At 67.7% G+C, this 23,974-nt stretch carries 23 protein-coding genes, 1 pseudogene and 2 riboswitches; of the genes and pseudogenes, 3 read left to right on the top strand and 21 right to left on the bottom strand.

The features are described from left to right. The 5 genes and pseudogenes from AC1DEY_RS16155 to AC1DEY_RS16135 form a co-directional block, all read right to left on the bottom strand. Window positions 1-338, bottom strand: a pseudogene (locus tag AC1DEY_RS16155) (serine hydroxymethyltransferase); the annotation flags it as partial. An 8-nt stretch (window positions 339-346) separates the two neighbouring features. Then, window positions 347-730: a glycine cleavage system protein GcvH gene (gcvH, locus tag AC1DEY_RS16150; RefSeq protein ID WP_476868846.1), complete on the bottom strand. Its 384-nt coding sequence runs from the start codon at window positions 728-730 to the stop codon at window positions 347-349. Between the two features lie 613 nt (window positions 731-1,343). After that, a complete protein-coding gene (gene gcvT / locus AC1DEY_RS16145) occupies window positions 1,344-2,477 on the bottom strand; it encodes a glycine cleavage system aminomethyltransferase GcvT (RefSeq protein WP_476868845.1) in 1,134 nt (377 codons plus the stop codon). Window positions 2,478-2,489: 12 nt separating this feature from the next. Beyond that, window positions 2,490-5,402 carry an aminomethyl-transferring glycine dehydrogenase gene (gene gcvP, locus AC1DEY_RS16140; protein ID WP_476868844.1) on the bottom strand — a complete coding sequence of 971 codons (2,913 nt, stop codon included), beginning with the start codon at window positions 5,400-5,402 and terminating at the stop codon, window positions 2,490-2,492. Between the two features lie 39 nt (window positions 5,403-5,441). After that, window positions 5,442-5,555, bottom strand: a riboswitch (glycine riboswitch). A 1-nt stretch (window position 5,556) separates the two neighbouring features. Then, window positions 5,557-5,655, bottom strand: a riboswitch (glycine riboswitch). Window positions 5,656-5,855: 200 nt separating this feature from the next. Beyond that, window positions 5,856-6,395: a TetR/AcrR family transcriptional regulator gene (locus AC1DEY_RS16135; protein WP_476868843.1), complete on the bottom strand. Its 540-nt coding sequence runs from the start codon at window positions 6,393-6,395 to the stop codon at window positions 5,856-5,858. A gap of 68 nt (window positions 6,396-6,463) precedes the next feature. On the opposite strand from AC1DEY_RS16135, the gene AC1DEY_RS16130 reads away from it, so the two are divergent. After that, window positions 6,464-8,053: an MFS transporter gene (locus AC1DEY_RS16130; RefSeq protein ID WP_476868842.1), complete on the top strand. Its 1,590-nt coding sequence runs from the start codon at window positions 6,464-6,466 to the stop codon at window positions 8,051-8,053. A 171-nt stretch (window positions 8,054-8,224) separates the two neighbouring features. Here AC1DEY_RS16130 and AC1DEY_RS16125 read toward each other — a convergent pair whose 3' ends face one another. Together AC1DEY_RS16125 and AC1DEY_RS16120 are read right to left on the bottom strand one after the other, a co-directional pair. Further along, window positions 8,225-8,704 carry a Dps family protein gene (locus AC1DEY_RS16125; protein WP_476868841.1) on the bottom strand — a complete coding sequence of 160 codons (480 nt, stop codon included), beginning with the start codon at window positions 8,702-8,704 and terminating at the stop codon, window positions 8,225-8,227. A gap of 166 nt (window positions 8,705-8,870) precedes the next feature. Further along, a complete protein-coding gene (locus tag AC1DEY_RS16120) occupies window positions 8,871-9,689 on the bottom strand; it encodes a sigma-70 family RNA polymerase sigma factor (protein ID WP_390205781.1) in 819 nt (272 codons plus the stop codon). 241 nt (window positions 9,690-9,930) lie between these two features. On the opposite strand from AC1DEY_RS16120, the gene AC1DEY_RS16115 reads away from it, so the two are divergent. Further along, a complete protein-coding gene (locus AC1DEY_RS16115; protein WP_476868840.1) occupies window positions 9,931-10,446 on the top strand; it encodes a flagellar protein FlgN in 516 nt (171 codons plus the stop codon). Between the two features lie 14 nt (window positions 10,447-10,460). On the opposite strand, the gene AC1DEY_RS16110 is transcribed toward AC1DEY_RS16115, so the two are convergent. The 13 genes from AC1DEY_RS16110 to AC1DEY_RS16050 all read right to left on the bottom strand — a co-directional run bounded on the left by AC1DEY_RS16110 (window position 10,461) and on the right by AC1DEY_RS16050 (window position 21,311). Next, on the bottom strand, window positions 10,461-10,706 hold the full coding sequence (locus AC1DEY_RS16110; RefSeq protein ID WP_476868839.1) for a carbon storage regulator: 246 nt from the start codon (window positions 10,704-10,706) through the stop codon (window positions 10,461-10,463). Window positions 10,707-10,715: 9 nt separating this feature from the next. Then, entirely contained in the window at window positions 10,716-11,888 is a 1,173-nt protein-coding gene (locus AC1DEY_RS16105; protein ID WP_476868838.1) for a hypothetical protein, read from the bottom strand. A 64-nt stretch (window positions 11,889-11,952) separates the two neighbouring features. Next, the gene (locus AC1DEY_RS16100) at window positions 11,953-14,001 is read right to left on the bottom strand and encodes a flagellar biosynthesis protein FlhA (protein ID WP_476868837.1); all 2,049 of its coding nucleotides are present in this window, start codon (window positions 13,999-14,001) and stop codon (window positions 11,953-11,955) included. A gap of 61 nt (window positions 14,002-14,062) precedes the next feature. Continuing rightward, on the bottom strand, window positions 14,063-15,151 hold the full coding sequence (locus AC1DEY_RS16095; RefSeq protein WP_476868836.1) for an EscU/YscU/HrcU family type III secretion system export apparatus switch protein: 1,089 nt from the start codon (window positions 15,149-15,151) through the stop codon (window positions 14,063-14,065). Continuing rightward, window positions 15,151-15,909: a flagellar biosynthetic protein FliR gene (locus tag AC1DEY_RS16090; RefSeq protein WP_441410863.1), complete on the bottom strand. Its 759-nt coding sequence runs from the start codon at window positions 15,907-15,909 to the stop codon at window positions 15,151-15,153. Before AC1DEY_RS16090 ends, AC1DEY_RS16095 begins: the two co-directional genes overlap by 1 nt. A gap of 1 nt (window position 15,910) precedes the next feature. Further along, the gene (gene fliQ, locus AC1DEY_RS16085) at window positions 15,911-16,186 is read right to left on the bottom strand and encodes a flagellar biosynthesis protein FliQ (RefSeq protein ID WP_476868835.1); all 276 of its coding nucleotides are present in this window, start codon (window positions 16,184-16,186) and stop codon (window positions 15,911-15,913) included. Further along, entirely contained in the window at window positions 16,183-17,049 is an 867-nt protein-coding gene (gene fliP / locus AC1DEY_RS16080) for a flagellar type III secretion system pore protein FliP (protein WP_476868834.1), read from the bottom strand. The genes fliQ and fliP overlap by 4 nt, the downstream gene beginning before the upstream one ends. Continuing rightward, entirely contained in the window at window positions 17,046-17,666 is a 621-nt protein-coding gene (gene fliO / locus AC1DEY_RS16075; protein WP_476868833.1) for a flagellar biosynthetic protein FliO, read from the bottom strand. Before fliO ends, fliP begins: the two co-directional genes overlap by 4 nt. After that, window positions 17,667-18,389, bottom strand: coding sequence for a flagellar motor switch protein FliN (fliN, locus tag AC1DEY_RS16070; protein WP_441410866.1), 723 nt, complete (start codon window positions 18,387-18,389; stop codon window positions 17,667-17,669). Next, window positions 18,386-19,282, bottom strand: coding sequence for a flagellar motor switch protein FliM (locus AC1DEY_RS16065; protein WP_441410867.1), 897 nt, complete (start codon window positions 19,280-19,282; stop codon window positions 18,386-18,388). Before AC1DEY_RS16065 ends, fliN begins: the two co-directional genes overlap by 4 nt. Window positions 19,283-19,357: 75 nt before the next feature. After that, complete coding sequence (locus AC1DEY_RS16060; protein ID WP_476868832.1) at window positions 19,358-20,182, bottom strand: OmpA/MotB family protein; 825 nt, start codon at window positions 20,180-20,182, stop codon at window positions 19,358-19,360. Next, window positions 20,179-20,991 (bottom strand): motility protein A, encoded by an 813-nt coding sequence (locus AC1DEY_RS16055; RefSeq protein WP_476868831.1) that lies wholly within the window; start codon window positions 20,989-20,991, stop codon window positions 20,179-20,181. Before AC1DEY_RS16055 ends, AC1DEY_RS16060 begins: the two co-directional genes overlap by 4 nt. Before the next feature lie 2 nt (window positions 20,992-20,993). Continuing rightward, window positions 20,994-21,311, bottom strand: coding sequence for a flagellar FlbD family protein (locus AC1DEY_RS16050; RefSeq protein WP_441410870.1), 318 nt, complete (start codon window positions 21,309-21,311; stop codon window positions 20,994-20,996). Window positions 21,312-21,521: 210 nt separating this feature from the next. On the opposite strand from AC1DEY_RS16050, the gene AC1DEY_RS16045 reads away from it, so the two are divergent. After that, window positions 21,522-22,682, top strand: coding sequence for a cytochrome P450 (locus AC1DEY_RS16045; RefSeq protein ID WP_476868830.1), 1,161 nt, complete (start codon window positions 21,522-21,524; stop codon window positions 22,680-22,682). A gap of 123 nt (window positions 22,683-22,805) precedes the next feature. Here the strand turns inward: AC1DEY_RS16045 and AC1DEY_RS16040 are convergent, their stop codons facing one another. Next, a complete protein-coding gene (locus AC1DEY_RS16040; RefSeq protein ID WP_476868829.1) occupies window positions 22,806-23,972 on the bottom strand; it encodes a flagellar hook protein FlgE in 1,167 nt (388 codons plus the stop codon). Window positions 23,973-23,974: the final 2 nt, after the last annotated feature.

Below are 23,974 nucleotides of genomic sequence, written 5' to 3'. Positions count from 1 at the left end.
GCGTTCGCCTGCGCACCGGAGTGCGGCTGCACGTTCGCGTACCCGGCGCCGAACAGGGCCTTGACCCGGTCGATCGCCAGCTGCTCGATCACATCGACGTGCTCGCAGCCGCCGTAGTAGCGCTTGCCCGGGTAGCCCTCGGCGTACTTGTTGGTCAGCACCGAACCCTGCGCCTGCATCACRGCCACCGCGGTGTGGTTCTCCGAGGCGATCATTTCCAGGCCRTCGCGCTGGCGGGACAGCTCGGCGTCGATCCTCGCGGCGATCTCCGGATCCAGCGCGGACAAATCCGCGTCCAGGGACGCGGAGACAACCTGCTCAAAGGTTGTGCTGGACATCGCGGCGCTCACAGTTCGCCACCGTTCTTGGACGCGTACTCCTGCGCCGAGAGCAGCGGGCCCTCGGATTCGGCGGCCACCTTGAACAGCCAGCCTGCGCCGTAGGGATCGCTGTTGATCAGCGCSGGRTCATCGACGACGGCGGGGTTGATTTCGGTGACCTCGCCGGTGACGGGGGCGTACAGGTCCGAGACGGACTTGGTCGACTCGACCTCGCCGCAGGTCTCCCCCGCGGTCACCGCGGAGCCGACCTCGGGCAGGTCCACGTACACGATGTCGCCGAGGGCGTCCGTGGCCACAGCGGAGATGCCGATGGACACAACGTTCCCGGCTTCCCGCGCAACCCACTCGTGCTCGTCGGAGTACTGCAGTTCAGGGGCAACTTTTGCCATGTGTTTTTCCTTTACGTTTGAAAAGTCGTGGGCTAAATCAATTGTCGCTGGGTAACTTAATGACCGTGGCCGCGTTACGCGGCCGGAAACCGAATTCCTCCGCGTGCTCGGTCGCGAAGGCGCCCGCTGGGCGGACGCGACGCTCCCTTAGACGCACGCTTCCGGAATCCGCTCCCCTGCCGCTATCAGAAAATTCAGTTTTCGGGGCCATGGGTTCTCCGGGAAGAAACCGTGGCCTTTCGATATCTTCCAGGGCCGGGCTACTTCTTGGCTTTAAGGGTGTCATCAAGCTCAACCCCCAATGATCGAGCTTGAGACAAACCGGAGCCGCGGTAGGCAGTTAATCCCCAGCACCTTTGGCTTTCGAAGGCGTCAGTTCCCACTGGTCCCGGCGTGGCGTCGTCTCAAAGGTGACATGTCCTCGAGGGGCTGGCTGGCCGCGGTTTTCGAAAGCGTGCGTCTAAGCGAGTGACCGCCGTCGGGGTTCCCTGGCCGAGCTTGCGAGGCTAGGGGGACGGCGGGTCAAACGAGCGAGCACGCGTGAAAACTGGGGCAAGCCAGCCCCGGAACTGGGAACCGCTGAAGCGGCTGGTCCGCTGAGGTACTTGTCGGGCTACTTGACGCGCTTGTAGAAAGGCAGTGCCACTACTTCGAACGGCTCCGCCTTGCCGCGGAGGTCGATGTCCAGGGCGGTGCCGGGCTCAGTGAGCTCGACGTCGACGTAGGCCATCGCGACCGGGTAGCCGAGGCTGGGGCTGGGCTGGCCGGAGGTGACTTCGCCGACGACGTTGCCATCCTTGAGGACCGGGTAGTGGCCACGGCCTGCCCGGCGTCCGAGGCCCTTGAGCCCGACGAGCTTGCGGCCCGTCGTGGYGCCGGCRCCGGCTTCCTTCTTGGCGGCCAGTGCGGCCTTGCCGATGAAGTCGCCTTCCTTGGMSAGSGCGACGACSGGGCCMAGSCCGGCGGCGAACGGATCGCCTTCGAGGGAGAGYTCGTTGCCGTAGAGCGGCATGCCSGCCTCGAGGCGGAGCGAATCGCGGGAYGCSAGCCCGGCGGGGGTCAGYTCGCCGTCTTCGGCGATGGCGACGAGCGCCTGCCAGAGGGCGGCGGCGTCGTCGTTCGCGACGAARATCTCGAAGCCGTCYTCACCGGTGTAGCCGGTGCGGGCCAGCAGGAGGTCCTGGCTRGCGCCGCCGAACATGAAGGGGACGTCSACRGCGGCGTAGTACTTCAGGCCSGTGACGAGTTCGTGCTGCGCGGCGGGAACCAGGCGCAGCAGGATCTCCTGGGCTTTGGGACCCTGGACKGCGATCAGCGAGGTCTCGGCGGAGGCGTCTTGGACCGTGACGTCAAAGCCTGCAGCGCGCTCAGCSAGGGCAGCGGCCACGACCTTGGCATTGCCCGCGTTGGGGACCACMAGGAACTTCTGCTCCCCACGCCGGTAGGTGATGAGGTCGTCGATGATGCCGCCGTCCTCGTTGCAGATCAGCGAGTACTTGGCTTTGCCAATGGCCATCGCGGAGATCTTGCCCACCAGGGCGTAGTCCAGGAAGGCKGCGGCGTCCGGGCCKGTGACCCAGACTTCGCCCATGTGGGAGAGGTCGAACAGGCCCGCGGACGTGCGGACGGCGTGGTGCTCRGCGAGTTCGGAGCTGTACTTCAGCGGCATMTGCCAGCCGCCGAAGTCGGTGAAGGAGGCGCCGAGCTTCTTGTGCTCTTCGTAAAGTGCCGTGTAATTCTCAGTCATCGTTGGCTGTCCTTACTTGTTTGAACCGGAGTTGGCGGAGTCGTCGGAGTGGCCTGCTGTGTCTTCCTCGAAGGCTTCGAGGGGAGGGCAGGAGCAGATCAGGTTGCGGTCCCCGGCAGCGCCGTCGATCCGGCCGACCGGCGGGAAGTACTTGTCCTGCTTGAGCGTGTGGACCGGGAAGACGGCCTGCTCGCGCGGGTACTCGCGSGTCCAGTCGGTGCTGATGACGGCGGCGGCGGTGTGCGGGGCGTTGCGCAGCGGGCTGTGCTCCACGGTGAAGTCGCCGTGGGCCACCTGGTCGATTTCGGCGCGGATGGCGACCATGGCCGTGATGAAGCGGTCRATCTCGCCGAGGTCCTCGGAYTCGGTSGGCTCCACCATGAGRGTGCCYGCAACSGGGAAGGACAGCGTGGGGGCGTGGAAGCCGWAGTCGATCAGGCGCTTGGCCACGTCCTCGGCGGTCACTCCGGTCYTGGCCGTCAGTTCGCGMAGGTCCAGGATGCACTCGTGSGCCACGAGKCCGCCCTCRCCGGTGTASAGGACCGGGAAGGAGTCGTTCAGGCGGGCSGCGATGTAGTTCGCCGCGAGCAGGGCCGACTTGGTGGCCTCGGTGAGGCCCTGGCCGCCCATGAGCTTCACGTAGGCCCAGGAGATCGGCAGGACGCCGGCGGAGCCGTAGCGGGAGGCGGAGATCGGGGTTCCGTCGGCGCCGTTGGCCGGATCGGCTGCGTTGCCCGGCATGAACGGTGCCAGGTGSGCCTTGGCCGCGACCGGGCCGACGCCGGGTCCGCCGCCGCCGTGCGGGATGCAGAAGGTCTTGTGCAGGTTCAGGTGCGAGACATCGCCGCCGAACTGGCCCGGCTGGGCCAGRCCSACGAGSGCRTTSAGGTTGGCGCCGTCGATGTAGACCTGGCCGCCGGCGGCGTGGAYCGMGTCGCAGACCTCGCGGACGTCRGCGTCGTACACCCCGTGSGTGGAGGGGTAGGTGATCATGATGCAGGACAGGGCGTCCTTGTTGGCCTCGATCTTGGCGGTGAGGTCCGTGTGGTCGATTGTGCCGTCGGAGGCGGTGGCGACGACGACGACCTTCATGCCGGCGAGCACGGCCGAGGCGGCGTTGGTGCCGTGGGCGGAGGCCGGGATCARGCAGACGTTGCGCTGGGCRTYACCGCGGGAGAGGTGGTAGCCGCGGATGGCCAGCAGGCCCGCGAGTTCGCCCTGGGATCCGGCGTTGGGCTGGATGGAGACCTGGTCGTACCCGGTGATCTCGGTCAGCTGTGCTTCGAGGTCCTCGATCAGTTCGCGCCAGCCGGCGGTCTGGGATTCGGGGGCGAACGGRTGGATGGAGGCGAACTCCGGCCAGGAGATGGCTTCCATTTCGGCCGTGGCGTTCAGCTTCATGGTGCACGAGCCCAACGGGATCATGGTGCGGTCCAGGGCAAGGTCGCGGTCCGAGAGGCGGCGGATGTAGCGCAGCAGCTGGGTTTCGGAGCGGTGGGTGTTGAACACCGGGTGCTGCAGGTAGTCGGAGGTCCGTTCGACGGCGGTGTCCAGGCCGAAGGAGGAGTCTGCTGCGTCAACGACGCTGGCCCCGAAGGCGGCGACGACGTCGGCGACGATGGCCGCCGTCGTGGCCTCATCGGCGGAGATGCCGACGGTGTCGGCGTCGATGGCGCGCAGGTTGACGCCCTTGGCGTCGGCGGCCGCGATGATCTCTGCTGCCCGGCCCGGCACGGAGACGGTGATGGTGTCGAAGAAGGAGGTGTGCAGCACGTCGAAGCCGGCGGTCTTCAGGGAGGCTGCGATGGTCCTGGCGTGGCCGTGGACGGTCTGGGCGATTGCCTTCAGCCCGTCGGGGCCGTGGTAGACGGCGTAGAAGGATGCCACGATGGCCAGCAGCGCCTGGGCGGTGCAGATGTTCGAGGTGGCCTTCTCCCGGCGGATGTGCTGCTCGCGGGTTTGCAGGGCCAGGCGGTAGGCGGGGACGCCCGCGTTGTCCTTGGAGACGCCGACGAGGCGGCCGGGCATGGAGCGTTCGAGCCCCTTCTGGACCGCCATGTAGGCCGCGTGCGGGCCGCCGAAGAACAGCGGCACGCCGAAGCGCTGGGCGGAGCCGACGGCGATGTCGGCGCCCTGTTCGCCCGGGGACGTGATGAGGGTCAGGGAGAGGAGGTCGGCCGCGACGGTGACGAGGGCGCCGCGTTCCTTGGCTTCGGCGATCACGGCGGTGTGGTCGAACACGCGGCCGGAGACGCCGGGCTGCTGCAGGACGACGCCGTTGATGACGCCCTCGGGCAGGCCCCTGGAGAGGTCGGCAACCTCGACCTCGAAGCCGAGGGCCTCGGCGCGGCCCTTGACGATCGCGATGGTCTGCGGGAGGCAGTCGGCGTCCAAGACGGTCTTGCCGTCGTGGGCGGCCTTGTTCTTGTTCGCGCGGCGCATCATCAGCACGGCCTCGGCGACGGCGGTGGCTTCGTCCAGCAGCGAGGCGTTGGCGATCGGCAGCCCGACGAGGTCCTGGACCATGGTCTGGAAGTTCAGCAGCGCCTCGAGCCGGCCCTGGGAGATTTCCGGCTGGTAGGGCGTGTAGGCGGTGTACCAGGCCGGGGCTTCGAGGATGTTGCGGCGGATTACCGGCGGGGTGAGGGTGTCGTAGTAGCCCTGCCCGATCATCTGCACGGCGGTCTTGTTTTTCGCGGCCAGCTTGCGCAGTTCGGCGAGGACTTCCACTTCGCTGAGGGCTGCGTCGAGCGCGAGGTCGGAGTCCTGGCGGATGTCCTTCGGAACGGCGGTGTCCACCAGGGCGTCGACGGTGTCGTAGCCGACAGCCTTCAGCATGGCGTCGACGTCGGCCTGGCGGCGGGCGCCGATGTGCCGGTCAACGAAGGACGTGGAGGCTGGGGTAACAGTCACAAGGAACTCCATAACTCAGGCGGCGCASGGTACGCCACATTGATTCGGGTTCCTCCCCGCTCTGTATTGGACCTGAGAGTTTCCGCGCAGCCSMYATGMGGGGCTCCGCTTGCACCGTCGGTGAGCACAGCGCGCTAGGGACGCACSTGCTACTTTCCAGAGATGCCTTGCCGCGGCGGTACATGGGCCTGAGAGATTCCTGGGGAGGATTTGCTCCTACGGCGCCTGCTTGTACCTACTTGCAGGACTCTCCCGCCGCAGATCAAAGGCGTATTCAATTTGGGGTGACAACAGTCACAGCACTCATTGTCCTATGCCGGGCGCGCGTCCGCAAACTCCCTCCCGGCGGCGGCCCCAAGTTACAGGTCCGGCCACGCGAGTTCGCCGCAGGCGTGCGGGGACGCCGCTTCGTTCCGGCGTAGTCGCAGGCTTCCGGCGTATTCGACGGGCGGGTCTCGGCGGCCGTCAGCGGCGCAGCTTCTCGACGGCGGCCAGGAGGCTCTCGACGTCGTCACTGACTTCCGGCGGCTGCCCGCCCGGCCCCCGGCCCAGCATGGCGTTGAAGTACAGCCCGTCCCCCATGTACAGGACGGCTTTCGCCATGGCGGGCCCGACGTCGGCAGCCAGCAGTTCCAGCCAGTTCGCCTGGGCGGCGGCGAAGCGGCGGAGGGTCTCCTGGTGCGCCACCTCGGCGAGCCTCGTGGCCGCGACGAACACCCGGTCCATGGGGGTGTCCGCCCACACCGAGGACTTGATGAAGTACACCGCCGCACCCTCGGGGGCCTCAGCCATGGCGGCGACATCGGCAGCGAGGTGCCCGTCCAGTCGCTCGAGCAGGACCGCGATCATCGCCTCCTTGGTCGGGAAGTGGTAGAGCAGGCCCCCCTTGGAGACTCCGGCCCGGCGCGCGACGGCGTCCAGCGTCGCGGCGCGTTCACCGACTTCGATGAGCAGGGATTCGAAGGCGTGGAGAACGGCCTCGCGGGCGACGGGTTTCCTGGGCATGCCTCCCATCATGCCTGTCCGGCCGAGCATTTCTTAACTGTACCGTCCAGACGGTATAGTTACGTTCCATGAGCATTCCGTCGATCACCGCCACCACCACCAGCACCGCGTCGGCCACCGGCCCCCGGGCCTCGTGGCGCGACTGGGTGGCGCTGGCCCTGCTGATGTTCCCTGTCCTGCTTGTGGCCGTGGACAACACCGCCCTGACGTTCGCCCTGCCCGCCATCGCCCGCAGCCTGGACGCCTCCGGCGTCGAACTGCTGTGGATCATCGACGCCTACCCCCTGGTTCTGGCCGGACTCCTGGTTGCGATGGGCAGCCTGGGTGACAGGATCGGACGGCGCAGGCTGCTCTTCGTGGGCAGCGCAGGCTTTGCCGCGGTCTCGGCGTTGACGGCGTTCGCGCCGAGCGCCGAATGGCTGATCGCAGGCCGCGCCGGGCTCGGCCTCTTCGGCGCCATGCTCATGCCGTCAACGCTTTCCCTGATCCGCAACATTTTCCCGGAGCCCAACCGGCGCAGGCTGGCAGTGGCAATCTGGGCCGCAGGCTTCTCCGGCGGCGCCGCCCTCGGCCCGATTGCCGGCGGCTGGCTGGTGGAGCACTTCTGGTGGGGCGCCGTCCTGCTGGTCGCAGTGCCGATCATCCTGCCCCTGCTGCTGCTCGGTCCGGCACTGATCCCGGAATCCCGCGACCCTAAGCCCGGACGCGTGGACGTGCCCAGCATCATCCTGTCCCTGCTGGTCATGGTGCCCGTTGTCTACGGGATCAAGACCCTCGCCACCCACGGGCCCTCACTGGAGGCCTTCGCGAGCATCGGAGCAGGGCTGCTCATGGGCTACGTGTTCATCCGGCGCCAGCGCGCCCTGGCCAGAGGCCACAAGGCGGACCACAGCACGGCGCCCATGCTCGATGTCAGCCTCTTTGGCAACCGGGTCTTCAGCACCGCCATCACCGCCAACGTCCTGGCGCTGTTCTCCTTCAACGGCTTCATTCTCTTCCTGGCCCAGCACCTGCAGCTGCTGGAGGGGCAGTCCCCCTCCGCCTCCGGGGTCGCCATGGTCCCGGCCCTCATCGCCACAGTCGTTGCCGGGCTGCTGGTGGTCCCGCTGGTGCGCAAGGTCCGGCCCGGCTTTGTGGTGGCCGCCGGCCTGCTCCTGAGCGCGGCGGGCTATTTCCTGGTGGCATTCGGCGACCACAGCCACGGCCCGTCACTGCTGCTGGCCGCGCTGCTGATCCTCTGCCTGGGCGTGGGTGCCGCGGAGACGATCTCCAATGACCTGATCCTGGGCGCTGCGCCTGCGGACAAGTCGGGGGCCGCCGCCGCCATCTCCGAGACCGGCTATGAAGTGGGATCCCTGCTGGGCACGGCGATCCTAGGCTCGATCCTCACGGCTTCCTACCAGGGCAACCTCCGGCTCCCCGCAGGCGTGTCCGAGCTCGCCCCGGCCTCTGCCACGAGCCAGGCCGGCGAGACCCTCGCCGGCGCCGTGGAGCTCGCGGGGATGCTTCCGGCGCCGCTGGCGGAGGCGGTGACGGCGGCCGCGCGCACCGCCTTCGACTCGGGCGTACACGTCACGGCCTCCATCGCCCTGGTCCTGATGTCCGGGGCGTGCGTCCTCGCGGCGGTCCTCCTGCGGAAGGTGCCGAAGGCAAGCTAGCAGCACCGGTTCCATCGCCGTCGGGCTCGAGATCGACGGCGCCGAGCGAGACCGACATGCGTTCCCCATCCAGGACCATTGCGTAGCTTAAAAACTCCAGCGTCCGCCGCCGGGAAAATACCCGACGCCGGACGCTGGAGTTTCGTGAGTGCGGCCTGGTGCTAGCTGGACCTACTTGCTGTCCGGAGTGGTCACGCTGGCGGTGGCCTTCATGGTCTCGGCACTGACCATCCAGGCATACTGCTCAAACTTGGCGATGAACTCGTGCAGCAGATCGGCGGTGGTGGGGTCTTCATCGTCCACTTCGTCATGGACTTTGCGCATGGTGCCGACGGCTGCCTCCAGCGCTGCGACAATGCGTTCGATCGCGTCCTTCGTGCTGATCAGGCCCGCCGGAAACTCGGCCAGCGCGGTGGACTTGGAAACCGTGGAGCTTCGGCCGTCAGGGAGGGCGTGGAGGGCGCGCATGCGCTCGGCGAGGTCGTCCGCGAACCCGCGGGCGGCGTCGACGATCTCGTCCAGCTGGAGGTGAAGGTCCCGGAAGTTGGTCCCGACGATGTTCCAGTGCGCCTGCTTGCCCTGAACGTGGAGTTCGATCAGGTCCACCAGGACTGCCTGCAGGTTGGTCGTCAGTGTAGGTGTTGCTTTCATGCGTCCTCCTCGATAGAACCGGTGCGGTGGAGGCCGCGCGCGCCGCGTGCTGGCGGCCCGGCCCATGCTTTCGACGCTACCGCAGGGCGGCGTCGGGCCGCGACGGTTCGGGGAGGAATTTCTCGATCAGCTTACTAAGCCGGCTTACTAACTGCTTCGGGGGCGGCTAGACGGCTTCGTTGAGGACCGGACCGCGGGGGAACACGGCACGGGTGATGCCGCCGGAGGTGGCCTCGGAGAGCTGGGTGAGGTAGTCGTTGCGGCGCCGCGGCGTAATCCTGGACTGGGGTTCGAACGGCTGCGCGGGGTCATCGGCGTAGTGCGCGGTCAGTCCGTCGCGCATCAGCCGGATGGCCTCCGAACGCTGCTGGGACACCGCAGCATGGGTGGATCCGAGTTCGGCGGCCAGGTCCTTGACCGTCCGGTCGCCGAAGTAGATCTCCTCCACGACGTAGCGCATCCGTTCCGGCAGGGATTTCACGGCGGCCCGCAGGTACTGGAGCCGTTCATCCGCGAGCACGGAGTGTTCCGGGGTGAGGGTTTCGGCGGCCAGGGTATCCACCACGGCCTCATCGAGGGGTGTCAGTGTGCGTGAGGCATCCGCGAGCGCGGCCTCCACAACACTCTGCTGGACGCCGAGGGCGGAGGCGATCTCGTCCACTGTGGGCGTGCGGCCAAGGGCGGATGCCAGGGTTTCCTGGACGGACATGGTTTCCTTGATCCGCCGGCGGGCGGAGCGGGTGGCCCAGTCGCTGGCCCGCATCTCGTCCGCGAACGCGCCAAGGATGCGCCGGCGGGCGAACGCGCCAAAGGGAACCCCGAGGTCGGGATCGAACGAATCGGCCGACGTGATCAGGGCAATTGCACCGGCCGAGGCCAAATCATCGCGAGAAAGGTGTGACGCCTTCGAGCACAAATCTGAGACGAGATACCCCACCAGCGGAAGGTGCTGCGTGACCATCTCGTTGCGTTCCACGCGATTCAATACTGTGTCCCCCCATGAGACCGGATCCGAAGGGCTGTAGCCCTTAAAACGCCGAGAACCGCACCCAAACCGACCGGTGCTCCCCCCATTGGAGTCAGCGTTCGCAAGTAGGGCGCAGCACCCATGGAGGAAACCTATCACCTGATCCCGGATCTGCGTGTACCCTCAGGGAAAAGCTTGGCAAAAAGTGCGGTACCCGCCCCGAAGCTGCGATTCAGGGGGCGGAAAGAGAATGGGGCCCATGAGCGCAAGTGATCTCTCCGCGGCACTGTGGCAGGAGCGCCGGCAGCTGGAACTGCTCCTTTTCAGGCTGGAAACGCTACGGCTGCACGTCGGGGCCGGGAACGTGGAATGGCTGCGCCTCATGGCTTCCGAAATCGAAGCCGTGCTGGACCGTTTACGCTTTGAAGGCCTGGCCCGGAGTGTCGAATCTGCCGTCGTCGCGGCCCAATGGGGTATGCCGGCACAGGCCACGCTGGTTGAACTGATTGCGGCCGCACCCGCCGGCCCCTGGGCCGAGATCCTGGGCGAGCATCTGGACGCCCTGCACGCACTTCTTGACCGGCTCGGCGCGGCCGCCCGCGTGAACGAAGAGGCACTGCGGGTCCTCCCCTTGCCCGGACGTCCCGGCCCGGCGGGCACCGCCGGACTGCTGGATCAGCTGGCCACTGGCGGAAACCTGGAGCGGGCCCTGGCCGTGGTCCGGCGCGCACCCCAGCCCGCCCTGGCCCAGTATCTGGGCGGGGAAAAGGACTGATCCGGGACCTGGCTTCAGCCCTTGGCGGGAGGTGCGGGCGGCAGGAGCCCGCGCAGCGCGTCCTCGGCCTCCGGGCCGGCTTCCGCCGCGGCGAGGTTCGCGGCCGCGATGGCTTCGATGACTTCCCGGCGCTGGATGGGCACGCCCCGGGGTGCCTCGATGCCTATCCGAACACCGTCGCCGCGGCCTTCCAGGACCGTGATGACGATGCCGTCGCCGATCATGATCTGTTCGCCCGGCTTGCGTGTTAGTACCAGCATCTTCTCAATCTACCCTTCACCGCGGGGAGCTTCGGACGATTCCCGCCGGTTCTGCCATGTCGGATCGGGACCGGCGGGACGGGCGTCGATCCAGCCCACGGGCAGTCCCATGCCGTTGACGCTTTCAGGCGACCCCGTCTCCGCGGCGCCGACCACCGCCACCGCGGCAACGTTGAGCTGGGCGGAGAGCACGCCGACCCAGCGCTTCGTGTCCTCATGCTTGCGCCCGGCATCGACCACCACCCAGACCTGGTCGGCGGAGAGCGCGGCCACGGACTGCACCCGGGCCAGGGCGTTGCGGGCTTTGCCGAGTCCGAATGCCACCAGGACGGTGCGCTCGGTCAGCACCGCGTGGGCGCGGGCGGCCGTGGCGCTTTGCCGCCCGTCAACGTGCAGGTGGCCATAGGCGGAAAGCTCGCCGGCGGTCCGGACATCGGCACCGCCCGCCGCCATGGACATGGCCAGGGCGGCATCCATGGCGTCCTCCCCCAGCCCGACCAGAACCACCAGATCGCCGACGCCGTTCAGCGGTGCGGGGGCAACCCCGGCATCCCCCGGCGCCCGGCCCGGCGCGGCGGCGGGAGTTGAAACTGGAGTTGAGGCGGCGGGACTTTGGGCAGCACGGTCGGCCTGCCCGGCGTAGCTTTCGGCGGGAACTCCGACGGCGGAAGCCGGGTCGGCGGCGGGAACTGCTTCCGCCGGGGTCCGGAGCCCGGCGCCGAGCTGCTCCAGGATCTCCGCAAAGTCCCGCGACTCGGTGGAAACACCGGCAGCGGAGGGCCGGTGCAGGCTCAGCTCGGCGGCGTCCGCCTCTTCCAGCAGTGCGGCTATGGCGGCGCCCTGAAGGTGATGGGACGGTCCGACGGCGGTCCTGGCCGCAGCGGGCGCGGCCGTCGGTGAGGTCCGGGCCGGCGGTCCGTTCTGGGCTGCGGGCGCCGGTGCGGGCGCCGCCGGTGCGGCGGCAGCGTCGGCGTCGCCCTCTCCGGCGTCGCCCCGTCCGGTGTGGCCCTCTCCGGCGGGTCTGCCGGCGGACGCCGTTTCGGTCCCGGCCAGGATGTCGGCGTCGGGCACTACCTCGCCGGTGACCACCTCGTGCTTGGACATGATCTCGATCATTGCCTCGTAGCGGTCCTGGGCGAAGAGSCCGGCGATGCCGGGGCTGATGACGCGTTCGGCGGACACGATCCGGGCYGCGGGSCCGTACTGSKSCTCSGCCTTGCKGCGGATTTCCTCSAGCGAGGCTCCCTTAAGCCGATAGCGGTTCGGCATGGCGCACSACTCCTACWGTTTCGATCCGGACGTTGGCGGAGGTSACCTCSCGGTAGGACARCACGGGSACGGACCCCKGCTGGGCGCCCACGAGCCGGTGGATGGCCGGTCGSAGCGCCGGGGCGCACACGAGCACGGCCTGGCGGTTSGCGGCGGCCGCGGMGTCSACGGCGKAGYGCACCGAGCGCAGCACGGCGTCGAGCCTKTCCTGSCCCATGACGATCTGGCTGCCGCCTTCCGCCGGCCGCATGTCCTCGAGCATGTGTTGTTCCAGGACGGGGTCGATCATGATGACGTTGAGAACGGGGCCGTCCATGAACTTGGCCGTGAGGGCGGGGCCGAGGGCCTGCCGGGCGGCTTCCACGAGCGATTCCGGATCCGTGGAAATCTTGGCGCGCAGCGTGAGGGCCTCGTAGATCCGGGCGAGGTCGTTGATGGGGACCTGCTCGTCCAGGAGGCCCTGGAGGACGCGCTGCAGCTCGGCGAGGGAAAGCAGGGCCGGGGTCAGCTCGTCGACAGCGGAGGGGCTTTGCTTGCGCACTCCCTCGGTCAGCACGCGGACGTCCTCGCGGGACAGCAGCCGGGCAGCGTTCGCCGCGACGATCGAGGACAGGTGGGTGACCAGGACGGAGACCCGGTCGATCACCGTGGCGCCCGTCATTTCGGCGTTGTGCCGCATCTCCCCCGGAATCCATTTTCCGGCGAGCCCAAACACGGGCTCGATCATCGCCGCGCCGGGGAGCGAATCCAGGTTCTCGCCGAGGGCGAGCATTTGGCCGCCGGGGGCCGTGCCGCGGCCGGCTTCGACGCCGGCGATCCGGATGGCATAGGTGGCCGGCGGCAGGTCCACGCTGTCCCGCGTGCGGACCGGAGGGATGACCAGGCCCAGTTCCATGGCGATCTTATGCCGGAGGGACCGGACCCGGGCCAGGAGGTCGTCGGAGGCGCCGGAGACCATGTCTACGAGGTCCGGGGCCAGCAGGATCTCCACGGGGTGGATGCGCATGTCTTCCAGCAGTTTCTCGTTGGGGTCCTGCTCCGGGAAGTTCAGCGCTGTCGATTCGGCCTCCCGGGCCGTCTCGGCCGCACGCTGGGTCGCGGTGGTCCGGCGGGCGGCGATGATCAGGCCGATTCCGACGAGGACGAACGGGATGGGCGGCATACCCGGGATCAGGGCCATAGCGAGGGCGGCGACGCCGGCGATCATCAGCGCGTTCGGTGACTGCAGCAGCTGGGTGGAGGCCGTGCTGCCCATGTCCGACTCGGCGTTGGACCGGGTCACGATCATGCCGGTGGAGACGGCCATGAGCAGCGCCGGGATCTGCGTGACGAGTCCGTCGCCCATGGTCAGCAGGCCGTAGGTGTTCAGGGCATCGCCTATCTCCATGCCGCGCTGCAGCATGCCGATGGCGATGCCGCCGATGAAGTTGATGATGATGATGATGATGCCGGCGATGGCATCGCCCTTGACGAATTTCGAGGCGCCGTCCATGGCACCGTAGAAGTCGGCCTCGGCCGAGACTTCGGCGCGCCGCTCCCGGGCCTGGGTGTCGGTGAGGAGACCGGCGTTGAGGTCGGCGTCGATGGCCATCTGCTTGCCGGGCATGGCGTCGAGGGTGAAGCGCGCGCCCACCTCGGCCACGCGCTCGGCACCCTTGGTGACCACGACGAACTGGATCACCACAAGGATGAGGAACACGACGGCGCCGATGATCATGGAGCCGCCCACCGTCACCTTGCCGAAGGCTTCAATGACCTGCCCGGCATACCCGTTGCCCAGCACCAGCCGGGTGGAGGCTACGTTCAGGCCCAGCCGGAACAGCGTGGCCACCAGCAGCAGGGATGGGAACACGGAGAAGTCCAGCGGTTTCTTCACGAACATGCTGGTCAGCAGGACCAGCAGCGCCAGCAGGATGTTGCAGACAATGAGGAAGTCCAGCAGCGGCGCGGGCACGGGAACCACCAGCAGGAGCACGATCCCCACGATGCCGATGGGCACCACCAGCCGGTTCAGCCTGTTGTTCATGGTGCGGTCCTTTCACAGACGCTGATTCCCAAAGTTTTTCTGCCGTGCTTCGTGGGGTGCTTCATACGAAGGCACCGGTGCTTCTCATGCGGTGCATCCCGGTGGCGGCGCCCCGGGCCTTGAGCGCCATGACGAACGCGAGGACGCCGGCCACCGCCCGGTAGAAGTCCACCGGGATCTCGTCCCCCAGCTCACAGGCGCCATGGAGTGCCCTGGCCAGCGGGATGTCCTGGACCATGGGCACGTTCTTCTGCTCGGCCTCTTCCCTGATCCTCGCAGCAACGTGGCCGGAGCCTTTGGCCACCACGCGGGGCGCGGACTTGCCGGGTTCGTACTTGAGGACCACGGCCACGTGCGTGGGGTTGACCAGGACGACGTCGGCGTCCGCGATCGAGGCGATCATGCGGTTCCGGCTCATCGACATCTGGCGCGCGCGGCGCTGGGAGCGGATGAGCGGATCGCCTTCGCTGTTCTTGTTCTCGTCCTGGACTTCCTTCTTGGACATCCGGGTCTTCTTGCGGTTGCGCCGCATCACCACGAAGAAGTCGGCCGCGGCCAGCACGATTCCGGCGGCCACCGCGAACTGGACCAGGGAGGAGATGCCGCCGGCCGCCGCCGCCGTGACGCCGGACACCGGCAGGCCGCCGGCGGTCAACAGGACCGGGATCAACCCCTGCACCACCGAGTAGAGCACCAGCCCGACGACGCTCGCCTTCATCAGCGCCTTGAGGCCACCCCACACCGCCTGGGCGCCGAAAAGCCGCTTGACGCCGCTGAGCAGGTTGAAGTGTTCGAATTCGAGCCTGAATTTCTTCAGGTGGACACCGCCCTGAAGGGCGGAGCCGGCGAGGACAGCCAGGAACACGACGATCAGCAGGGGGCCCACAATCCCGGCAATGGACGCGAACCCGGCTTCGAGCGCCTGGAAGGCCTTGCCGGGATCCGGCGCTGACACAATGCCGCGGACGGTGAACAGCTGGTCCGTGGCGGCGTTGGCGGCCCGGTCCACGGTGCTGGGCAGCATGAGCGCGGCCGCGCCGACGCCGAGCCAGGCGGTGAGGTCCTGGGAACGGGAAAGCTGGCCCTTGGAGCGGACTTCCTTCATCCGCTTGTCGGTGGCTTGCTCGGTCTTTTCCTGTGAATCCGCCATCAGCCCACCCCCAGCACTGCTTTGGCCGCCTGTCCGGCGAGGCTCGAAACGATCCGGGGCAGGGCCAGGAACATGAAGCCGGCCAGCGTGAGGGTGAGGAGGATCTTCAGCGGGAAGCCCAGCGAGAAGGCGTTCAGCGCAGGCGCCACGCGGGTGAGCAGGCCAAGCCCGACATCGGCAAGGAACAGCACCACCAGGAGCGGGCCGGCGATCTGCACGGCGGCCAGGAACATGCCGGACACGGCCGCGATGAGGGCCTGCACGGGCTGTGCCAGGTCGATCCCTCCGGCCAGGGGCAGGGCGGCGAAGCTGCCGGTGAGGCCCGTGATCACCAGCTGGTAGCCGTCCGAGGCGAAGAGCAGGGCCAGAGCCGCCATCTGCAGGAGCCGGGTGAACTGGGCGCCGTTGACCATCATCTGGGGGTCGAAGGCCTGGGCCATCTGGAATCCGCTGAAAAGGTCGATCAGGCTGCCKGCGGACTGGATCGCTGAGAAGATCACCAGGACCAGGAATCCCAACACGAGCCCGGTCAGCAGCTCAAGGACCAGACCGGTGAGGAACCCGGCGGTGTTCCGGGGCGTGTAGCCGCCGACCATGCGCTGCGTCACCGCCAGGCCCAGTCCGAGTCCCAGCATTGCCTTCACTCGCCCCGGGAAGGCGTGGTGCGAGAAGGGCGGAGCCACGATCAGGAAAGCGGTCATCCGGACCGTGGCCAGGAGCAGGACTTCCAGCCAGGTCGGGTCGATGGGGATGCCCACCTCACAGGCCTCCGAGCAGGGACGGAATCTTTGCGAAGAGGTCGTTCGTGAACGTCACCATCTCCGAAATCATCCAGTGCCCGCAGACGATCAGGGCCACGGCCACAGCGGCCGCCTTCGGCACGAAGGACAGCGYGGCTTCCTGCAGCTGCGTGATGGACTGCAGCAAGGAGATGGCCAGGCCCACCACCAGCGCCGTGACCAGCACCGGAGCGGAGAGCTTCGCGGCCACGATCATGGCCTGGAGGCAGATATCCAGGACGGCGTTCGAGTTCATCCCGAACCCGCATAGCTCTGGACCAGCGCCGTGATGATCAGGCCCCAGCCGTCGACCAGGACGAAGAGCAGGATCTTGAAAGGCAGCGAGATCATGACCGGCGGCAGCATCATCATGCCCATGGACATCAGGGCCGCGGACACCACGAGGTCGATCACGAGGAACGGGATAAAGATGACGAAGCCGATGATGAACGCGGCGCGGAGTTCAGAGATCATGAACGCCGGGATGAGGGTCTGCAGCGGGACAGCCTCGGGAGTGGCCGGGTTCTCGGCCCCGGCTGCACGGGACATCAGGGCGATGTCCTCTTCCCTGGTGTGGGCGAGCATGAAGTGCTGCAGCGGACCCGACGCGGCGCTGACCGCACCGTTGAAGTCCAGCGTGCCGTTGAGGTACGGCTGGATTCCAGTGGTGTTGATCTCGTTGATGACGGGCCACATCACAAAGATGGACAGGAACAGGGCCAGCCCGGCCAGCACCTGGTTCGGCGGGATGGACGGCAGGGACAGTGCGTTGCGGGTCATCGCCAGGACCACAAAGATCTTGGTGAAGGACGTCATCATCAGCAGCAGCGAGGGTGCGACGGCCAGGAGCGTGATCCCGATCAGGGTCAAAACGGCGGTGGAGGGTTTACCGTCCGCGCCGTTGATCTGGATGTTGACGTTCCCGCCGCCGGGGTTGGCGGGATCGGTCGGCGCCACCGGCGCTATCGGGTCGATCGGCGCGGCGTGGCCGGCGGAGGCATTGAGCCAGAGCAGCAGGAAGGTGAACAGCACGACGGCGACCCCCGCGGCCAGGAGCCTAAGGGGTCGTGCGCCTGCTGAAAGCGAGCGGGTGGTACCGGTAGCAAGGGGGCGGATCAATTGCGGCGTCCGCTCCTGAGTGCGGCGGCGGCCTGCTTCCACGTGGAGCCGGCCAGGATGGAGCCGTGCAGCGGCGGGTGTCCCGACGCGCCGCTCGCGCCGCCACGGACGGCAGGGCCGCGGGCGTGGGAGCTCCGGTGAAGGGTGCTGCGGCGGGACGGCGGCAGGTCCCGGACGCCGTCCTGGCCTTCCGCGCCGTCGGCGTATCCGCCGTCGTCGTATCCGGCGTCGTCATATCCGCCGTCGTCATGCGTGCCGGCGTCCGTGCGGACGTGGCTGCCGGAGAGCGGGCTGGCCTCGGCGAGGATCCGGGCGAAATCCCCGAAGCCGCGGCCGGTGCCGGGGACAGGGATTTCTTCGGGTTCGGGCGGGATGTCCCCGGTGTGCAGGACGTTGACGGCGTGCTCGGTGACGCCCAGGAGGAAACGCTGCCCGGCGGCGTCGACTACCACCACGGAGGCTTTCTGTCCGAGGCTCTGCCGGCTGACGATGGTCAGGGCACGGTCAGCCCGGCGCCGCCCGGTGCCTTGGCCCAGCCGGCGCTGCAGCAGCCACATGAGGCCAAGCACCGCGCCCAGGGCCACGACTACCCGCAGCCCGAGGATCAGTGCATCCATTCAGCTGAGCCCCTCGGCAACGTCGAGGATCCGGGTGATCCGAACCGCGTAGTCCTGGTCCAGGACCACAACCTCGCCGTGGGCGATCAGGCGCCCATTGAGCAGGACGTCCGCCGGGGCGCCGGCGGAGCGGTCCAGTTCGATGATCTTGCCCGGTTCCAGGGACAGCACATCCCGGACAGACATCCGGGTGCGTCCGATCTCCACGGTGAGGGCCATTTCAATGTTGTTGATGCGGCCTAGCCGGCCGGCCACCGTGTCGCCGCCGGCGAAGACGTCCCCGGCGCGGTCCTGGCTGTTGCCGTGCTCGCGGAGCCGGACAGCAAACCAGGCCGCGGCGTTCGTGCCGTCGGAGAGTTCGAAGACCGCCGTGTCGGGGTCCGAGAGCAGCCCAGAGACGTCGGATTCGCGCAGGTCGGACAGGACGCCGGCGCCGAAGACCGAGCTGGCGCCTTCCATCGCGGGACGCAGCACGTCCGTCACGGAGACGTGCCCCAGCTGGGACCCTGCCCCAGCGGCCTCGTCAAGGAAGGTGCGGTCGCTGAGCATGAGCGCGAGATCGGCGGTCACCGCGCCGACGAAGGTCGCCGTGACGGCCTGGCGGGCGTAGGCGGCCGCGGCCCGGGCAGGAACCAGGGCAACAACCTTCAGGGCCACCGGGCTCGGCAGTTCCTCGACGAGCCGCTCCGCCGACAATTCGTGCTTGGTCAGGGTGATGCTCATCGTTGGTTCTCCTCGATTGTGACAATGACTGCGGCCGCGCGGGAGCCGTTGCGGGCCGGGGCCGCGGTGGCCAGCCGGGTTCCGTCCAGGGTGAGGTCAAAGGGCCGGTTTTCCAGGTGCGGCAGGGTCAGGACGTCGCCGACGGCGAGGCCCAGGACCTGGCTCGGGGTGACGAACGACGTCGAGAGCCGCACCGACAGTTCCACCGGCACCTGCTCCAGCTGGGCGCTGATGCGTGCCGGGGCGTCGTCGCGGGTGTCGGTCGGGTTGACCTTCTTCAGCCGCCCCAGCAGGATGCCGGCCGGAACAGCCAGGGTGGCGGGGGCGTTGACTTCGCCGACGCTCATGGTGAAGGAGGCCACGATCATCAGTTCGCTCGGCGCGGCGGCCTGGGCAAACTGGGAGTTGTACTGGATGGTGTCCACCCGGACGGCCTCGCTGAGCAGCGGGCCAAGGGAGTAGCCGAGGTCCTCAAGGGCCTCGTCCATGAGGCCCTTGATCAGCGCCTGCTCGATCTGGGTGAACTTGCGGTCCGGCATGGGCGAATCATTGGAGGCGCCGAGCATGCGGTTGACCCAGCCGAGGGCGGCCGGGCCGGGGAACTGCACCACGAGCTTGGAATCGTGGGCCTCCACGGTGCACAGGACCATGGCGGTGACGGCGGGCAGGGAGGCTGCGTACTCGTCGTAGCTGAGCATGCTGACGTCTTCAAGGCGCACCACGGACTTGACGCGCACCTTGGCGGTGAGCTGGGTGCCCCACTGGCGGGCGAAGGTTTCAAAGGCGAGTTCGAGCACCCGGCTGTGTTCGCGGGCGAGGGTCGCCGGACGGCGGAAGTCATAGACGCTGACGGTCCGCTCCCGTGCCACTTCCCGCTCATCCAAAACACTCACGGTTGCCACTATCGGCAAGGGAATGCGCGGCGTAAGCGATCCGCCGGTGGCAATCCGCTGGAAGCAACCAACGGCTTATTTCTTGCTCAGCTTCAGTGCCTCTGGAATCAGCGCCCGGACGACGTCGGGTTTATCGGAAAGGACCACGATGTCCACCCGGCGGTTCCGCTCCATGAGCGCGGGGGTGGAGTCGTCGTTGACCTGGCGGGCCGATCCGAAAGCGACGGCGCCAATGGTGCCGGGGCCAATGCCGCCGTTGTCCACCATGTACCGCAGGACGTTGACGGCGCGCGCGGAGGACAGTTCCCAGGTGGAGGGGTAGGCCGTGATGCCGTTCGCGGCGTGGCCCTCGACCATAATTTCCATGCCGGCCGGTTTCAGGACCGGGGAGATGACCTGCAGCACCCGGGCAGCCCGGGAGGTGAGTTCGGGCCGGTCAGGTTCGAAGAATGCCTGAGATCCGACGAGTTTGACAGTCAGGCCCCGCTGGTCGATCTGGAACTCGACGTTTTCGCTCAGCCCGGCCGCCGCCAGGCCGGCCTGCATTTTCTTCTGCAGCTCCTTGAGCCGGTCCACTTCCTTGATCGCCTCAGCCATGTTCTCGGGGGAGGCGGTGGCGGCGCCCTTGACGGCGGCGAACGCCTCAAGGTTCTGGTCCACGAGTTCGGGCGGCACCACCGTGCCCGACGCCGTGTCCACGGTCTCGGACGCGACCGCGCCGAATCCTGTGGCCAGGGAGTTGCGGAGCTTTTCAAACTTGTTGGCGTCCACCGTGGACATCGCGAAGAGGACGATGAACATGCACATCAGCACGGTGACCATGTCCATGTAGGACGCCATCCAGCGTTCGTCGACGTGGTGCTCCTCCGGCTTCTTCCGCCCGCGCCGTCGTGGGCTCACGCGGCCTCGTCCATCCTGTCGGCCTTGTCCGCGCCGGCCTTCTTGCCGCCGGAGCTCCTGAGCTGGTGCTCGGGGACCATGGCCCGGAGCCGTTCGGCGAGCAGCAGCGGCTGGGCGCCGGATTGGACGGACAGCATGCCTTCCATCAGCAGGGTCATCCGTTCGATGTCCAGTTCGGAGAGCCGGGCCATCCGGGCGCTGAAGGGGAGCCAGATGAAGTTGGCGGAGAGCAGGCCCCACAGGGTGGCGACGAAGGCCGCGGCGATCATGGGGCCAAGGTGGTCCGGCGTGGAGAGGTTTTCCAGGACGTGGGTCAGGGACACGACGGTGCCGATGATGCCCACGGTGGGTGCGTAGCCGCCCAGGCTTGCAAAGAATTTGGAGTTTGCGTGGTCGCTGCGGGACTTCGAGTCGATCTCGTCCTCCATCAGCATCCGGAGGTCCTCGGCGTCGGTGCCGTCGGCGATGTTCTGCAGGGCACGGGCCAGGAAGGGATCCTTGACGCTGGCCGCTTCCTCTTCCAGGGACAGCAGGCCCTCGCTGCGGGCCTTTTCGGCGAAGCGGACCATCTGGTCAATGCTTTCCTGCGGCTTGGCGGTCTTGCCGAGGAACATCTTGGGGAGGGCCKTGAAGGCCTGGAGGACGTCTTTGAGGGTGTTCCCGGCGATCCCGACGGCGAGCGTGGCACCGAAGACCAGGATCATGGGGGCGGGGAGGAGCAAGGCCGACAGGCTGGCGCCTTCAAGCGACACCATGGCGATAACGGAGCCAAAGGCGAGGAGCAGTCCAATGACTGTTGCGGGATCCATCGTTACTTTCTGGGTTGCAGGGGCACCGTGGGGCCGGCGCCGTCGGTGTCGTCTGTGTCGTCGTCGGGCGAGTCGTCCGACGAGTCGGTCCGGACCAGGCTGAGCGGATACCCGGTGATGGCCGGAAAGTCCCTTGCCTTGCTCAGGACGTAGGCCCGGTAGTCGGCAATGAGCTCGACAACTTCAGCGAGGCTTTCCAGCACCACGTACGCGGCGCCGTCCAGCGTCACCAAATGCGTATCCGGGCTCTCGTGGATGCGCTCAATGAGGTCCGGATTGACCGCGAAGCGCGTTCCGTTGAGGCGTGTAACGACGATCATGGGCCGATTCTGCTCTGTGAGGGGAAGGGTGTTCTCCTCCGTACTGTCGGCAGCCCCGGCCCCTTCGTTAGGCGCCGCGAACAGGCCCCTTGCACAGTCCGGATCCACGGGGTGGCGGCCGTGCCAAGATTTCCCGTGCCAAGGCCGCCTCACGGTATTAAGGTGGGAGCTGACGGGGCCACCCGGCCCGCCCCGGAAGGAAGGCCAGCCATGGTGCCATTTCCGGCTCTCGAGCAGCCGTTGAACCCGTTTCCCCGCTATGAAGCCATGCGTGAGAGTGAACCGGTTTTCCAGGACCAGGAAACCGGCGTCTGGCACGTGTTCCGCTACGACGACGTGCAGCGGGTCCTGTCCGAGCACGCCACGTTTTCCTCTCGGTTCGGCGGAGATGACCCCTCGGGCCAGATGTTTGCCGCCAGCCTGGTCAACACGGACCCTCCCCGGCACCGCCAATTGCGTTCCTTGGTGTCGCAGGCGTTCACGCCCCGGTCGGTGGAAGCGCTCGCACCGCGCATCTCCGAGCTCACCAGCGAATTGTTGGACCCGGTCATTGCCGCCGGCACCACGGACCTGATCGACCAGCTGGCCTACCCGCTGCCGGTCATCGTGATCGCGGAACTGATGGGCATCCCGGCCTCGGACCGGAACCGGTTCAAGCAGTGGTCTGACGTGATTGTCAGCCAGACCCGCGAGGGCGCCAACGGATCCAGCCACGCGGCCGCCAACCGGGAAATGGCGGAGTACTTCATGGACATGATCGAACAGCGGCGGCGCCAGCCGGGCAACGACCTCATCAGCGCGCTGCTCGGGGCCGAGATCGACGGGCAGAAACTCACCGTGATGGAGCTGCTCGGATTCTGCAGCCTCCTCCTCGTTGCCGGCAACGAGACCACCACCAACCTGATCGGCAACGCGGTGCTGTGTTTCACCGAGGCGCCGGGCACGGCAGAACGACTGCTCGCCGAGCCTGATCTGCTGCCGCATGCGATCGAAGAAGTGCTGCGCTACCGCTCCCCCGTCCAGTCCATGTACCGGATCTCGACGGTGGACACGACGCTGCACGGCCGGCCGGTCCCCGCAGGGTCGCCGATCGTGGCCTGGATCGGTTCTGCGAACCGGGACGCAGCGCAGTTCCCGCACCCTGACGTGTTCGACGTCGAACGCTTACCAAACCGTCACCTGGCCTTCGGTCAGGGCATCCACTTCTGCCTCGGCGCTCCCCTGGCCCGGCTCGAAGCCAAGATCGCGCTCCAGGCTGTGCTCTCGCGGTTGCCGGGGCTGGCCGTAGAACCCGGAGCGGCGCTGGAGCGGATGGAGAGCACGATCGTCTTCGGGGTGAAACAGCTCCCCGTGACCTGGCGGGCTGCCTGACCGCGAGCGCCGCTCCCGTTGCCCTCGCCGCTCCCGTTGCGCTCGCCGCTCCCGTTGCCCTATCAGTTGTGGCTGCCACAGCGTCCGAATGACAGCCGTAAGTGACAGGGCAACGCGGAGGATTTAGCGCTTGAGCTGGGTCAGTTCCTGCAGGACCTCGTCCGAGGTGGTGATGATGCGGGCGTTGGCCTGGAAGCCGCGCTGCGCAACGATCAGGTTGGTGAATTCCTGGGACAGGTCCACGTTGGACATTTCCAGGGTTCCGCCGGTCAGGGTGCCGATGCCGGGGTCGCCCGCAGCACCCAGCTGCACGCCGCCGGAGTTGCCGGTGGCCACGTAGGAGGAGCCGCCGGCCTTCTCCAGGCCGCCGGGGTTGGTGAACTTGGCGAGGGCGATCTTGGCCAGGACCTGCTTGATGCCGTTGCTGAAGGATCCGACCAGTGAACCGTCGTTTCCGAGCGTGTAGGATTCGAGCTTGCCGACGGGCGCGCCGTCCTGGCCGCTGACGGCCAGCGAGCTCATGGTGGCGTAGCCGGAGACCTTGGAGATGTCGATGGTGATGCCGTTGACGGTGAAGTTGCCGCCGGCGGTGGGCTTGCCGTTCGTGTAGGTCACGGACCCGGCGGCTGTGGTGCCGTTGTCGTCAGCGGCGATGTTCCAGGTGCTGCCGGCCTTGGTGAAGGTCATGGCCACACTGCGCTCGGCGCCGGCCGCGTCGTAGACCTTGACGAGGCGGTCCAGTTTGGTGCCGTCGGCGGCGTCGCTGGGCAGGTTGCCGTCCAGCGTCACCGTCTTGGTGGCGGCCGCCACCATGGTGTTCGGGTTCAGCGTGATGTCGCCGACCGGACCGCCGGCGTTGATGACGCCGTTGGTGGCGGTCCAGCCCTGGAGAACGCCGCCGTCGGGGCTGACCAGCTGGTTGGACGAATCGGGGCTGAACGAGCCGGCCCGGGTGAAGAGCTGCTGGCCGCCCTTGCTGGTCACGAAGAAACCGTCGCCGGAGATCATCATGTCCGTGGCGCGGCCGGTGCTCTGCGATGAGCCCTGGCTGAAGTTGGTGGTGACGCCGGCAACCCGGACGCCGAGGCCGACCTGGGCGGGGTTGGTGCCGCCCGACTGGGCCTGCGGGCCGGTGGCGCCCTGCTGCAGCTGGGACAGAGTGTCCTGGAACTGGGTGGAGGAGGCCTTGAAGCCGGCGGTGTTGACGTTGGCGATGTTGTTGCCGGTGACGTCGAGCATGGTCTGGTGGGCGCGAAGGCCGGAGATTCCGGAGTACAGCGAGCGGAGCATGG

Source organism: Arthrobacter sp. 05T47 (assembly GCF_056395825.1).
Note: the sequence above shows the minus strand (reverse complement) of the source record. Positions and strands in the feature narration are given on the sequence as shown.

Coding starts and splice junctions, on each gene's coding strand:
- fliN (WP_441410866.1), bottom strand. CDS start 18,389: ATGAGCATCACCCTGACCAAGCACGAATTGTCGGCGGAGCGGCTCGTC.
- AC1DEY_RS16095 (WP_476868836.1), bottom strand. CDS start 15,151: ATGGCGGATTCACAGGAAAAGACCGAGCAAGCCACCGACAAGCGGATG.
- AC1DEY_RS16050 (WP_441410870.1), bottom strand. CDS start 21,311: ATGATCGTCGTTACACGCCTCAACGGAACGCGCTTCGCGGTCAATCCG.
- AC1DEY_RS16110 (WP_476868839.1), bottom strand. CDS start 10,706: ATGCTGGTACTAACACGCAAGCCGGGCGAACAGATCATGATCGGCGAC.
- AC1DEY_RS16130 (WP_476868842.1), top strand. CDS start 6,464: ATGAGCATTCCGTCGATCACCGCCACCACCACCAGCACCGCGTCGGCC.
- AC1DEY_RS16115 (WP_476868840.1), top strand. CDS start 9,931: ATGAGCGCAAGTGATCTCTCCGCGGCACTGTGGCAGGAGCGCCGGCAG.
- AC1DEY_RS16045 (WP_476868830.1), top strand. CDS start 21,522: ATGGTGCCATTTCCGGCTCTCGAGCAGCCGTTGAACCCGTTTCCCCGC.
- AC1DEY_RS16135 (WP_476868843.1), bottom strand. CDS start 6,395: ATGCCCAGGAAACCCGTCGCCCGCGAGGCCGTTCTCCACGCCTTCGAA.
- AC1DEY_RS16125 (WP_476868841.1), bottom strand. CDS start 8,704: ATGAAAGCAACACCTACACTGACGACCAACCTGCAGGCAGTCCTGGTG.
- fliO (WP_476868833.1), bottom strand. CDS start 17,666: ATGGATGCACTGATCCTCGGGCTGCGGGTAGTCGTGGCCCTGGGCGCG.
- AC1DEY_RS16040 (WP_476868829.1), bottom strand. CDS start 23,972: ATGCTCCGCTCGCTGTACTCCGGAATCTCCGGCCTTCGCGCCCACCAG.